Source organism: Acinetobacter bouvetii DSM 14964 = CIP 107468, assembly GCF_000368865.1.
Taxonomy (GTDB): domain Bacteria; phylum Pseudomonadota; class Gammaproteobacteria; order Pseudomonadales; family Moraxellaceae; genus Acinetobacter; species Acinetobacter bouvetii.
The window spans coordinates 931962-944793 of record NZ_KB849727.1; the positions used below are offsets into that span (position 1 = coordinate 931962).

Sequence of the window (12832 nt, forward strand, 5' to 3'; positions counted from 1 at the left end):
ACTTCTAAAACAACCACTTAAAAAATAAATAAACCTTAAAAATGAACAAATAGACAAAACCAAAAACTGCTTCATTAAATAAATAGAATTGTAAATCTATTTCAGAAACATCTATTTAAAAGAATATTTTTAAAAACACAAAAACAAATTAAAGTATAGTACTGAAATACTGTTGTTTTTATCCTTTGCTATTGTTTTTAGATTGGTCATTTACAATTTGAAAGTGTAGCTAGTACTTTACTTATCGCCATTGTATTAAATTGAATTGGTGCACCAGTAAATAATAGAATTCTTTAGAAGGAATAGGCTTTGTTGTACAAAGGTTTAAAAGCTAGTTTGCCACCTAAGCCACTCAAATTTATGTGACAACTTAGGTATGAGGCCTGCCTAATTCCGTAAATTTATTGAGTACTGCTATGCGTGTGTGAATTACATTGACTTGGCTATTGAAGTTTCTAGCACTCTGTTTGTCACCTAATAATTTAATTTTAGTTTCTACCAAGCTGTGACGATGATCGCTAGGCCACTTTTTCCAAATTGTTCTTCCTAGGTGTTTGACTGTTTTCAGCAATTCATTTCTCTCTAAAGATCTCAGCGTCTTATCTTTCAATGGCCTTGCATTTTTTAGGTGGAAGCGCCGCATGTGCTTGTCGATCTGAAATGACTTGTCGGCCGTATTCGGTATCACAAGCTTCATCTGCATAGACAGAATAATTTTCTCATCAGGTAGGATTTTATCCAGCGAATCACTGACATTATTTGCAGCCATCTGAACAGCCCTTATTTGCAAGGGTTCAGTATATCGATACCGCAATTAGTTATCTCATTGTTGCAATGCATTTTTCATTTGTCCAAATGAATCCCCTTTAATTACTGCAACTTTTCGTTCCCCCAATTCATTCATTAATTCAATTTTGTAACTAGGCATTCGCAATATCTTATGATTCTTCTTTATCTCCACCTTGCACTTTATCTTTTAAAAAGAAAATTCATCATAACTTGTGGCATTATATTCATTTGGATATCTATACTGACACATTAATCCTAAACAATATAAAGGAAACTTTTAATATAAGACGTCTTCCAACAAGATACTCCGCTTAATTCATTAATAAGTGCATTTTATCCTTTAGAATTAGAATAATATCCCCACAATCTACAAGGTATTATTTATGACTTTAACAGATGGATTACTTTAACTTTTTTTATTGTATTTTAAGATTTTTCTAAATATTTATATAAAGTTTAAATTTTCTCCACATCTATTTATGTTTACTAAATTTTATTTTCTAACAATTAACATCAGACAATACAACACCCATGCTAAATTAGGTTTTACTCAATTAAATCACTACTAACATCATTCCCTCTTAAATATTCATCTCTATGATCTAATAAATCAAGATAGCATCTTTTATTTTCAAAAAAAAATTTTAATTTTTCAGCTATACTTTCATTACTCTATTAAAATAATACTTTGACTATTGTAAAATATATCCAAATAAGATTTCACATCAGAAATATCAAGATTTATGATATTTTAAACTGTTTATTTATAATTCTATTAATACCTAGTAATTTCAATTTTATACTCCTTAAAGATTTCTTGCACAAACCTACCATTAGATACGTATTCGGCAATATAATTTCGGATAAATAAGTCTGCACCTAAAATCCATCGTACAACCAATTGGCCCACTTACAACCACACTCTTATGAATAGAGGTAATATTTCGATTTAATTTGATCCTAGCACTCAATGGTATGCTCAGCTAAAAGGCGAACAAGGTCGAAATCAAACTTATTCTGATATTGCTGAATGAGCCATCAATGATAAGTTTGTGCAACAAAGCCTATTTCCACCTAAAAGGCTCATTCGTGAGCCATTTTTTTGTGTATTAAAAGTCTTTTTTTTCACAGCCTAAACTGCATATAGAATTATTAAAGTTTTTATATTGATTTCTTATTCAGTCCAAAACTATCCCATCTTTACTTTTTAAATCCAAAATTTTATTTGGGATAGGTTGTGGAGTAACCCATTAGGTAATAAAAAAGCCCTTGTAATAACAAGGGCTTTTTTAAGTATTTGGCGGAAGCGGTGAGATTCGAACTCACGGAGGGGGTAAACCCTCGTCGGTTTTCAAGACCGGTGCATTAAACCGCTCTGCCACGCTTCCATGGACGCCATCATATAAATAATTTTAACCTTTGGCAAATGCTTTTGGTTTTTTTTAGTTTAACTGTTCAAAATAAAATCAAAAAATATATTAATCCGGCTTTTCAGACGGCTCATACCGGATTGCATTGATAAACCATGTTTTTTTACCTGAAGGTGTCATCACTTCTGCTTCGTCATCCACCTGTTTAGACAGCAAGGCACGCGCCATAGGTGAATCAATTGAAATATGCTGCGGATGGTGATCATATATTTCATCCACCCCGACAATTCTTAAAGTCTTTTGTTCACCTGCTTCATTTTCAATATCAACCCAAGCACCAAAATATACTTTGCCTGCCTGTTCTGCTGAAAAGTCGACAATATGCAGCTCTTCAAGCCGTTTTCCTAAGTAACGTACACGGCGGTCAATTTTACGCAAAATTTGCTTATTGTATTGGTAATCTGCATTTTCAGAACGATCACCAAGGCTTGCTGCCCAGTTCACTTTTTTTGTAATTTCAGGACGTTCTTCGTGCCATAAATGCTTTAATTCAGCAACCAGCAAGTCATGTCCACCGCGTGTAATTAAGTTAGATTTCATAATATTTTTTTGGCTTGACTGTTGCTTTTCACGTACAGGAAATCACCATATTACCCTCTTTCTGCATATAAAAAAAGGCTATGAAATTAATTCATTAATAAAATTAACAAGTTATATTACAAATCTTCACTAATTCATGTACAAAATTTGACAAGCCTTTTTTTCATCTTTATTATGCGCACATCTTTTGATCTTGAGTGTTTTTTAATCAATACAGTTTTTCTGTATATTTCCCAACTAATCCTTAGTCATTTTGAATGACGTCATGACTGCCCAACCCTTATCGCATTTAGCTGACTTGTAAAAGTTACAGGCTTATTCGCCTTGGCTTTTTAGGGCATAAATACCTGTAGCGGAGACAACATGCACAGTAGTTCAACTTCTGGGTCGAGGCTTTGCCTTAACTCTTTAAAATCCCTCCCAATTAAAACACTTGCTTTTGGTACTTTAATTCTCCCATTCCATAGTATTAATGCAAGCAAAACAGCATATCAATTTGATAATGTCGTCAACACCAATAAATTGGTTGTTGTATCTGTGGTGAATCCCACTGCTGTCTTTGATGACAGTGAACATTTGCACGGTTTTGGCTATGATTTAGTCCGCAACTATGCAGACAGCTTAAACGTAAAGCTTGAGTTTAAAACGGTAGATGACAATGCCACGGCTCTGAAATGGGTTAAGCAAGGCAAAGCCAGCTTCGCCATGACGACTGCCAGTATTCAGACCATTGAAGGCAAAAATTTAACTTCATTTTCAGCGTCCTGCGGTGAAACTGCTTCCTTGCAGAAAAATGGCCTGAACACTGACTTAAACTGGGTCTTCAAAGCGGCCAATGATCCGCTCAGTGAAACAGCCAGCGGCTTTATTTGCCGCGCCAAACAAAGCGGCACGCTGCAGCAATTGGCGAATTTCTACAACCAAAATGTGATTAAAGAAGAATCCTGGGACAGCATTCAGCGCGATTTAAACAGCCGCATGCCAATTTATAAAGCCAGTTTTCAGCGTACTGCGCAGCAATACAATTTAGACTGGCATTTATTGGCTGCGATTGGCTATCAGGAATCGTATTTAAAGCCGAACTCTGTATCACCTACAGGAGTCCGCGGCTTAATGATGCTCACCAACAGCACAGCCAAAGCCATGGGTGTCAGCAACCGTACCGATCCTGCTCAAAGCATTCAGGGCGGCGCTAAATATTATGACTCCATGCTCGATCAGTTCTCGGACATTCCGTATCCTGACCGCAATTGGTATGCCTTAGTGGCTTATAATATGGGGCCGGGCGCTGTAAACCAGCTGCAAAACCGCATCAAGAACCAGGGCAAAGACCCCAATAAATGGGTCAATTTATACGCCTATCTCGACAGCAATAAAGCCAGCAATGGCCGTTACCGTCAAGCGGTGCAATATGTCACCCGCATCCGCGCTTATCTAGAGCACATTAAGACGACACCTCAGCTGGTGAATATATAACCGCTGAGATCGAGTGCAAAAAAAAAGCTTACCAGTCGGTAAGCTTTTTTTTATGTAAGCGGATTAAGCCGTCAGCTCAAGCACTTTTTTAAATAAATCTTTTTGCTCTTGGCTTGGCTTGGCTGTTTGCAAAGCCATCAATTGCGACATATCGCCTTGAACTTTAATTTTGCCAGTCATGAAAGCCTGCATCGCAGCAGCCATGTCAAACTCAAGGAATACTTTGCGCAGTGTTTCTGCATCCATATTGAGCGTTGTTTTTGCATTGCCCGAAAGGCCTTTCTTAATTGCCCCGCCATCTAAAGATAATTCAGTATTGCCAGAAGCGTCTGCAACGACCAGGTTGATTGCCAGATTTGCCAATGCAGGCGGTAAGTTTAGGTTACCAGCTTGCGCAGTAAGAGTTTCGACAGTTGAAAACCAATCATCAGTTAAAAAAGCAGGCATGATGTTTCCTCAATTTATTTGTGCATTGTGTGAAGCCTATCCAGGCCGCATCTTTTGAAGCTATTTTGCTTGTTGCCTGTTATAGCATGTAATTTTAACTTATGCCTAAAGTTTTTTGTACGCAGCGTTCAGTTTTTACCCAAACCCTATATAATCAATAAAAATCAAAAACATAAAAAAAGCATCTTTAAAATAAAGATGCTTTTTTGAATACAAATACAGGCTTAATCGGCAGCAAAACCTAAATTGACCATATTAATCCGCTTGCTTTCGCCTTCCGCAGCGTCTTCAGTTGAGCAGCTCTGCTTAAAGTCAAATTCACGCTCACTGTCCAGGGCTTCAAAGTCAAACAGCTCACGGTCAGCCAATTGGGATGGCGATACGTTCTGCAAAGCGCCAAAGATGCTATGCAGGCGTTTTGGATAATCTTTGTCCCACTGACGCAGCATATCATTCAACATGGCGCGCTGCAGGTTTTCCTGCGAACCGCACAAGTTGCACGGAATAATCGGGAACTTGCGCATTTCTGCATATTTAATAATGTCCTTCTCTTCCACATAAGCCAAAGGACGGATCAAAATATTCTTTTTATCTGAAGACAACAGCTTTGGCGGCATCGCTTTTAAACTGCCCCCATGGAACAAGTTTAAAAAGAACGTTGCCAAGATATCATCACGGTGATGGCCAAGCGCCACTTTAGTTGCGCCAATTTCCTGCGCAAAGCCATACAGCGAACCGCGGCGTAAACGCGAGCAGACTGCGCAATACGTTTTGCCTTCCGGCGTAAGCTTCTTGGTGATGCTGTAGGTGTCTTTTTCTAAGATGTAGTACGGAATGTTATTTTCTTCTAAATAACGTGGCAAAACATCTTCAGGAAAGCCCGGCTGCTTTTGGTCTAAATTCACCGCCACTACATCAAAATTGATCGGCGCGATGCGTTTGAACTGCAGCATGATGTCCAGCAAGGTATAGCTGTCCTTCCCGCCTGAAATGCACACCATCACTTTGTCGCCATCTTCAATCATTTTAAAATCACGAATGGCGTGTCCGACCTGACGGCGCAGCTTTTTCAGCAGACGATAATACGCAGAGCTGGTTGGCAGTTCTGGTTTGAAATTAAATCCTTGTTCGGACTCAACTGGCGAGAACATAGACGAGTTAAACCTTAAAAAAAATACCGCGCAATTTTATCCGATTCGAAGTCATCACGCACCTAAAGAATGTAATTTCTGAAAAATGTAAAAACAATGTCATCTTCGGGTCATGGCGCGCATGATAATTTGAACGGTTAAGTTCATTTTTTAGCCAAGATGCTTACCTTTTGGACTTTTCCACAGTTGTCCACAAATCCTGTGGATAACTTTGTGGATTTAAAACAGCTTGACAGCGTGTCTTGCCCTGAGTTTAAGGCTTTTATTTAAATTGATCATTTTTTGATCAATTTAAAATACATTAAATAACAATTACTTAACACTGTCAAGTTATGCCCGCTAAAAAAAAATTAATTTTTTTTTTGATTATTGAATCAGCAAAATGACTTGATTTTTACAAACTCGCTGAGAAATAAATTGATCATGCCTTTTCAATCATCTTTTTTTTGCTAAACTCTTAATAACTGTTGGGGACAGAAGTTTACTTACTTACTACAATGAACAATAATTTTGGGCTATTTATATTATCTGTATGCGGCACTGCGGCTATCTGTTTAGGCGCAGCTTCGGCGCATGCCGGTCAAATCTATATTTACAAAGACAACAACGGCAGTACGCTGCTGACCAACCGCAAAAATTCAGACCGCTCACTGACCAAAGTAAAAGTGACGTATTACCCTGAAAGCAATATTCACAGCTACAGCAATTGGGGCGCCAGCGAATCGTCCGTTTTGCCAAGCTACAGCCGCAATAAAAATGCTTTTGACCACATTATCAAGCAGGCTGCACAGCAGCATGGCGTTGCTGAAGGCTTAATTAAAGCAGTCATGCATACCGAATCCGGCTTTAATGTGAATGCCCGCTCGCCTGTAGGCGCACAAGGCCTGATGCAGCTTATGCCAGCCACGGCAAGGCGTTTTAATGTTTCAAACGCCTTTGATCCTTATCAGAACATTATGGCTGGCGCGCGTTATTTGGCTTGGCTCAGCAAGCGCTTCAACGGCAACACCTCATTAGTGCTTGCCGGCTATAATGCCGGTGAAGGCAACGTGCAAAAATACGGCGGCGTCCCGCCTTTCCGCGAAACGCAAGATTATGTCCGCCGGGTAAGCAGCCGCTTCAGCAACTTATATTCCAATGGCTCAGGCTTGGTCAGCGATATTCCTTCCTCATCCTCACAGGGCAAAATTGTCGCCAGCTCTGGCGGCTATGAGCAGCCTGCAGCTGAACTGAAGGAATCAAAATATCAGCGCCATATCATTCGCACAGCAGACGGCAATTATACCGACGCGCCAGGATCATACGCGACAGCAAATGCATCTGCTTCAGCGCATATTTACTTCAAAGAATAAAATTCAGCTTTTTTGATTTTTCTGCAGGATTTACGTTTTTTTCCTTGAATTATGAGGAGTTTCACCTCATATTCTTTTAACTGATTTTGATTAGCAAATCAGATTATTTTTATTTTATAAGAGGATTTTCTCAATGATGCGGATTGGTTTGTTCTTGCTAACCAACCTCGCGGTACTGGTTGTAGCTGGCATTATCTTGTCACTCTTCGGTGTCGGCAGTTACCATGGCGCCGGCGGCTTAAACATCGGTAACCTGCTGGTTATCTGTTTTGTCTTCGGTATGGTGGGCTCTTTAATTTCCCTGTTCATGTCTAAATGGATGGCGAAGAAAACAACTGGTACTGAGCTTATTGACCCGAACGCTCCTCGTAGCCAAGCTGAAGCATGGTTATTACAAGAAGTTGCTCAACTCTCTCAACGCGCTGGCATTAATATGCCTGAAGTCGGTATTTTCCCATCGTATCAATCGAATGCTTTCGCCACTGGCTGGAATAAAAACGACGCACTCGTCGCGGTTTCCACAGGCCTGCTGGAACGCATGAATAAAGATGAATTGCGTGCGGTCTTAGCGCATGAAATCGGCCATGTGGCCAACGGCGATATGGTGACCTTGGCGTTAATTCAAGGTGTTGTCAACGCTTTCGTGATGTTCTTTGCCCGTATTGTCGGCGATTTTATCGACCGCAATCTATTTGGACGCGAAGAGGGTGAAGCGCCCGGCATCGCCTATTTTATTACGACCATTGTTTTAGATATTGTCTTTGGCATTTTAGCGTCCGCAATCGTTATGTGGTTCTCGCGTTACCGTGAATACCGCGCAGATGAAGCTGGCGCCCGCTTAGCAGGCAAACAGGCGATGATTTCAGCATTGCTTCGCCTGCAGGCTGAATCTGAACTGCCGGATCAAATGCCGAAAGAAATGAAAGCGTTTGCAATTGCGGAAGGTAAGGAACAAGGCTTTAGCTTAGCCGCTTTATTCCAGACTCACCCAACAATTGAACAGCGTGTCGCGGCTTTACAGCAATTAGATTGCCCTTAAGCCCGATCATCTCCTTTAAAAAAAAGCCTCCCTATGGAGGCTTTTTTGCAAGCGGCGCTTCAGTCTGCGGTCTGGATACAGCGCAATAAGCTGCCGTTGAGATCGATCATGCAAAATTGACGGATTTCAGCCAGATGCTGAATCTCAGTGATTCGCGCATGCTTATATGCCCGCCAATCAAAGCTAGACCAATATCGATAATAGCTTTCAATATCTGGTACACGAATGCAGGCACTGTGCCAAGAAGCCTGCGGATCCAGCGCTGGATGATGAAAGAACTCCAGCACCATGCTGCCCAAGCGCATAATCATCCATTCGGCAGATTGATACTGCAACTTAAAGCCCAACCCTTGGTAGAATAATGCCGTTTGATCAAAATCAACAGCAGGCAGATTTGCAGTGATTTGTCCTTCAAAATTCATTGGCTTGCCTATCCCGCATTCATCGATTGAAACCATTGCCATAGCCAGACACCGCCCATCCACATGGCAAAGCCGAGCAGCACAATAAACAGCAGGCCAAGCAAATCCGGCAAATGCAGCCAGATCCAAGCCACTGCCGGATTGCGCCAAAAAGCGGATTGCTGCTGTTTTCTTTCTAAATTTTCATGCAAAAAAGGATGCATCACATGCGATTCGCTGCTGATTTGATATTCAGTGCGGATATGCTCATGCACGACATCCAGCGCCTTGCGGCTCGGACGGATAAAGATATCAAACACTGTTCCTAAAATAGGAATAAAGCCGACTACAGCATCAATCATCGCCATTTTGAGCACCGGGCTGAGTTTATGCTGCGGCACACCAATTTGTTTCGCTTTATAAATCGCATAGCAGGTTAAAATAAATCCGGCTGCATCGCCGGCAATTGGAATGGTGCTCAGCGCGGCATCCGCCCCGATACCCTGCTTGGTAAATGGAATCCGTATGACAGAATCCATCATATTGGCAAACTTTGCTAAATCGCGTTCTATGCGGATGACCTCTTGCTGTGTTAATTTTTTTTCCGGCATCAAGTTTTCCATCATTCCATCATCTTTATGGCGCTGTGCTGAATAAAACATTTTATCGCGATGCTGTCTGCAGCATTCATTTATTTTTAAGAACGCCAGACTTATGCAGAGTGTACACGAGCCTTGCATATCCATGGCTGCGCATGCGGGATTTATTTATCAGCCTTCATATGCCAATACAGCCATCCATTGCAATCATTTAAGCATTTTTATACATTTTTTCTTCATTTTTATAGTATATAAACAAAGAGCTTCTCTATGGATTCGATGCATCAATCAGCAATTGATGCCGGCATCTTCGCTTTCATTACCTTTATACGGAACTTTTCAGGCGCTACGGAAAGTAAAATAACTTATGCTCTCTCAATATTTTATCCAGCGGCCAATTTTTGCATTTGTACTTGCAATATTTGTAATGGCGGGCGGCCTATTTGCCTTAAAAAACCTTCCTGTAGAGCGCTATCCCGATATTGCGCCGCCCAGAATCGCCATCAGTGCCACCTATTCGGGCGCCGATGCCGAAACGGTAGAAGAAAGCGTCACACAAATTTTAGAAGAACAGATCAAAGGGCTGGATCACCTGCTGTATTTCAGCTCCAGCAGTGATTCTACTGGCCGCAGCCGGATTAATATCAGTTTTGAAAATGGCACAGATCCGGATACTGCGCAAGTTCAAGTCCAAAACTCAATCAACAGCGCACTCAGCCGCCTGCCTGAAGATGTGCAGCGCCAAGGTGTCGAAGTTTTTAAATCCCTCGGCGATACCCATATGGTTATTGGCCTGTATGATGAAAGCCGTAAAAGCAGCAATATCGAACTGTCTGATTATCTGCAGACACATTTAGAAAGTGAAATTTCCCGGGTCGAAGGCGTAGGTGAAGTGGATGTCTTCGGTTCGCAATTTGCCATGCGCATTTGGCTCGATCCAAATAAATTGCGTGAATACAAGCTCATGCCAAGCGATGTGCAAAAGGCTGTAGAAGCGCAGAATACACAGGTCGCTGCCGGTGGCATCGGCGAGCTGCCCGCAGTGAGTGAACAGTATTTAAATGCTAAAGTCACATCCGGCTCCCGCCTGAAAACAGCTGAGGAATTTAATTCGATTATTTTAAAGGCCAGCGCGAACGGCGGATTTGTCTACTTAAAAGATGTGGCCCGTGTTGAGCTGGGCGCAGAGAATTATCAATCCTACAGCTCCATCAATGGCTACCCCTCTGCCGGCATGGCCATATCGCTGGCTTCTGGCGCCAATGCCATTGCAAGCTCCAAGCTGATCAATCAAACCGTAGATCACATTGCTCAAACACTGCCGGCAGGCTACAAGCTGGTTTACCCGCGCGACAATACGCCCTTTGTGCAAGAGTCAATTAAGGAAGTCGTTAAAACCCTGTTTGAAGCCATTTTACTGGTGGTTGCAGTCATGTTTTTATTTCTGCAGAACTGGCGCGCAACGCTTATTCCAGCCATTACTGTTCCTGTGGTGATTTTAGGCACTCTGGCGGTACTGTATGTGCTGGGCATGACCATCAACACCCTGACGCTTTTTGCTTTGGTGCTCGCCATCGGCTTACTGGTTGATGATGCCATTGTGGTGGTTGAAAATGTCGAACGTCTGATGTATGAACAGCGCATGACAGCCAAGCAGGCGTCTATTGAGTCCATGCATGAAATCAGCGGCGCGTTAGTCGGCATTACGCTGGTGCTGACGGCTGTATTTATTCCCATGGCTTTTTTTGGCGGCTCGACAGGTGTAATTTACCGCCAATTTTCAATTACCTTAGTCACAGCCATGGCGATTTCCCTGTCTGTGGCGCTGGTGCTGACCCCCGCGCTGTGCGCATTAATCTTAAAGCCGGCTGGTCAGACCTACCGCTGGGCCGCCAGTTTTAACCGCATGCTGCATCAAACCAAAAGCAAATACATTCAGGTCTCGCAGCTGGCTATGCATAACCGTTTAGCCGCCTTGGTCATCGCAGGCGCACTGATCATTGTCTTTGCCTTATTTTACCGCGCGCTGCCGACCAGTTTTTTACCCAATGAAGATCAGGGTTCACTGAGCCTGCAAGTGACACTGCAAGACAATGCGCCAATGTCAAAAACCATTGAGGCCGGTGAAGCGGTCCGCAGCTATTTTCTGGAACATGAAAAAGACAATGTTGATTTGGTCATGGTGCGTTATGGCCGCAACCGCACAGGGACAGGCCAGCATTTAGCTCAGGGCTTTATCCAGCTGAAACCGTGGGATGAACGGTCAGGCCAGGCAAACAGCGCAGATGCTATCCGCGAACGCGCCAACAAGTATTTCAGCAAAGCCCCAAATGCCCGTATTAATATTTCAATGCCGCCTGTGGTTAACGGCTTAGGTGATACTGACAGCTTAACCTTTTGGGTGCGCGATATTAATGGCCAAGGGCGGCATTTCCTCAATCAAAAATTTGATGAGCTGAAAAATGAAGCCAAACATTTTGATGCATTTGAAAATCTTGATAAAAAATCTGCGCCAGATAAAGCAAAACTGGAAGTGCACATTGATCAGAAAGCGGCAATGGCTTCCGGCCTTGCCTTGACAGATATCAACAGCACCCTTTCGGCGGCCTTAGGCGGCAAATATATTAACGATTTTATTGACCGCGGACGCATCAAAAGGGTCATGATGCAAAGTGACGCCCCTTACCGCGCCAAGCCTGAAGACTTGCAGTACTGGAGTGTCAGAAACAGCAATAATGAAATGGTGCCATTTTCCAGCTTTTCGACCACCGGCTGGTCTGGAGGGCCGGAAATCGTCAACCGCTTTAATGGCTACAGTGCAGTCGAAATGGAAGCAGAGAAAGCGGCTGGCGTGAGTTCGGGTCAGGCAATGCAGCAAATTGAGCTGCTGGTCAATAAAGTGTCAGATATCGATTTGGCCTGGAGCGGCTTATCTTTTGAAGAGCAGAAAACCAGCAACCAGGCATTCATGTTGTACCTGATCTCTATTGGCTTTATTTTTCTCTGCTTAGCGGCTTTATATGAAAGCTGGTCCATTCCGGCTGCAGTGATGGCTGCCATTCCGCTTGGCATCGGAGGAAGCATTTTATTTTCATTTATCGGCGGATTCCCAAATGATATTTATTTTCAGATTGCCCTGCTGACCACCATTGGCCTGTCCTGTAAAAATGCCATCCTTATTATTGAATTTGCAGATGCTGCGCAGCGGCGAGGTAAAAAAGCCGTTGAAGCCGCGATTGAAGGGGCCAGCCTGCGTTTCCGCCCTATTCTCATGACTTCTTTAGCCTTTGGCGCAGGCGTAATTCCGCTGATTTTCGCTCAAGGCGCCGGTGCGGTCAGCCGTCAGGAAATCGGATTAAGCGTGTTTGGCGGTGTGCTGTTTGGGACCGTGCTGGTGCTTATTTTTATTCCTTTTGCCTTTGTTATGATCCGGTCTATTTTTAAAGCGGCAGCAGTGGATCCTAAATAAATCCCGCGTTCACTCTCAAAGTTCCATAAAAAAAGACGCACCATGCGTCTTTTTTTATTGCACAGAATATATTTTATTCTGCAGGTGTTGCAGGTGTTGCAGGTGTTGCAGGTGTTGCAGGTGTTGCAGGTGTTGCAGG

At 42.6% G+C, this 12832-nt stretch carries 8 protein-coding genes, 1 tRNA gene and 3 pseudogenes; 5 read left to right on the forward strand and 7 right to left on the reverse strand.

What is annotated here, in order from left to right; all coding sequences use genetic code 11:
• Window positions 1–370: 370 nt before the first annotated feature.
• Window positions 371–796 (reverse strand): annotated as a pseudogene (locus F941_RS11345) (transposase); the annotation flags it as partial.
• 856 nt (window positions 797–1652) lie between these two features.
• On the opposite strand from F941_RS11345, the pseudogene F941_RS16250 reads away from it, so the two are divergent.
• Window positions 1653–1817, forward strand: a pseudogene (locus F941_RS16250) (IS5/IS1182 family transposase); the annotation flags it as partial.
• A gap of 270 nt (window positions 1818–2087) precedes the next feature.
• Here the strand turns inward: F941_RS16250 and F941_RS11350 are convergent.
• Together F941_RS11350 and greB are read right to left on the reverse strand one after the other, a co-directional pair.
• Window positions 2088–2177, reverse strand: a tRNA-Ser gene (locus tag F941_RS11350).
• Window positions 2178–2267: 90 nt separating this feature from the next.
• The gene (gene greB, locus F941_RS11355; protein WP_005011335.1) at window positions 2268–2759 is read right to left on the reverse strand and encodes a transcription elongation factor GreB; all 492 of its coding nucleotides are present in this window, start codon (window positions 2757–2759) and stop codon (window positions 2268–2270) included.
• Window positions 2760–3122: 363 nt separating this feature from the next.
• On the opposite strand from greB, the gene F941_RS11360 reads away from it, so the two are divergent.
• Window positions 3123–4235 carry an MltF family protein gene (locus tag F941_RS11360; RefSeq protein ID WP_005011336.1) on the forward strand — a complete coding sequence of 371 codons (1113 nt, stop codon included), beginning with the start codon at window positions 3123–3125 and terminating at the stop codon, window positions 4233–4235.
• A 63-nt stretch (window positions 4236–4298) separates the two neighbouring features.
• Here the strand turns inward: F941_RS11360 and F941_RS11365 are convergent, their stop codons facing one another.
• Window positions 4299–4682: an SCP2 sterol-binding domain-containing protein gene (locus F941_RS11365; protein ID WP_005011337.1), complete on the reverse strand. Its 384-nt coding sequence runs from the start codon at window positions 4680–4682 to the stop codon at window positions 4299–4301.
• 224 nt (window positions 4683–4906) lie between these two features.
• On the reverse strand, window positions 4907–5833 hold the full coding sequence (ttcA, locus tag F941_RS11370) for a tRNA 2-thiocytidine(32) synthetase TtcA (protein ID WP_005011340.1): 927 nt from the start codon (window positions 5831–5833) through the stop codon (window positions 4907–4909).
• Window positions 5834–6405: 572 nt separating this feature from the next.
• Here ttcA and F941_RS11375 point away from each other — a divergent pair.
• Window positions 6406–7185 (forward strand): annotated as a pseudogene (locus tag F941_RS11375) (lytic transglycosylase domain-containing protein); the annotation flags it as partial.
• Window positions 7186–7318: 133 nt separating this feature from the next.
• Window positions 7319–8224 (forward strand): protease HtpX, encoded by a 906-nt coding sequence (gene htpX, locus F941_RS11380; protein WP_005011342.1) that lies wholly within the window; start codon window positions 7319–7321, stop codon window positions 8222–8224.
• A gap of 59 nt (window positions 8225–8283) precedes the next feature.
• Here htpX and F941_RS11385 read toward each other — a convergent pair whose 3' ends face one another.
• The gene (locus tag F941_RS11385; RefSeq protein WP_005011348.1) at window positions 8284–8646 is read right to left on the reverse strand and encodes a VOC family protein; all 363 of its coding nucleotides are present in this window, start codon (window positions 8644–8646) and stop codon (window positions 8284–8286) included.
• A gap of 8 nt (window positions 8647–8654) precedes the next feature.
• Window positions 8655–9236, reverse strand: coding sequence for a DUF4112 domain-containing protein (locus tag F941_RS11390; protein ID WP_154649291.1), 582 nt, complete (start codon window positions 9234–9236; stop codon window positions 8655–8657).
• Window positions 9237–9591: 355 nt separating this feature from the next.
• On the opposite strand from F941_RS11390, the gene F941_RS11395 reads away from it, so the two are divergent.
• Window positions 9592–12693 carry a multidrug efflux RND transporter permease subunit gene (locus F941_RS11395; protein ID WP_005011352.1) on the forward strand — a complete coding sequence of 1034 codons (3102 nt, stop codon included), beginning with the start codon at window positions 9592–9594 and terminating at the stop codon, window positions 12691–12693.
• The last annotated feature ends 139 nt before the right edge of the window (window positions 12694–12832 follow it).

Excerpts from the sequence above, each read along its gene's own strand:
- ttcA (WP_005011340.1), bottom strand. The coding sequence starts at position 5,833 with ATGTTCTCGCCAGTTGAGTCCGAACAAGGATTTAATTTCAAACCAGAA.
- greB (WP_005011335.1), bottom strand. The coding sequence starts at position 2,759 with ATGAAATCTAACTTAATTACACGCGGTGGACATGACTTGCTGGTTGCT.
- F941_RS11365 (WP_005011337.1), bottom strand. The coding sequence starts at position 4,682 with ATGCCTGCTTTTTTAACTGATGATTGGTTTTCAACTGTCGAAACTCTT.
- F941_RS11385 (WP_005011348.1), bottom strand. The coding sequence starts at position 8,646 with ATGAATTTTGAAGGACAAATCACTGCAAATCTGCCTGCTGTTGATTTT.
- F941_RS11395 (WP_005011352.1), top strand. The coding sequence starts at position 9,592 with ATGCTCTCTCAATATTTTATCCAGCGGCCAATTTTTGCATTTGTACTT.
- F941_RS11390 (WP_154649291.1), bottom strand. The coding sequence starts at position 9,236 with ATGCCGGAAAAAAAATTAACACAGCAAGAGGTCATCCGCATAGAACGC.
- F941_RS11360 (WP_005011336.1), top strand. The coding sequence starts at position 3,123 with ATGCACAGTAGTTCAACTTCTGGGTCGAGGCTTTGCCTTAACTCTTTA.
- htpX (WP_005011342.1), top strand. The coding sequence starts at position 7,319 with ATGATGCGGATTGGTTTGTTCTTGCTAACCAACCTCGCGGTACTGGTT.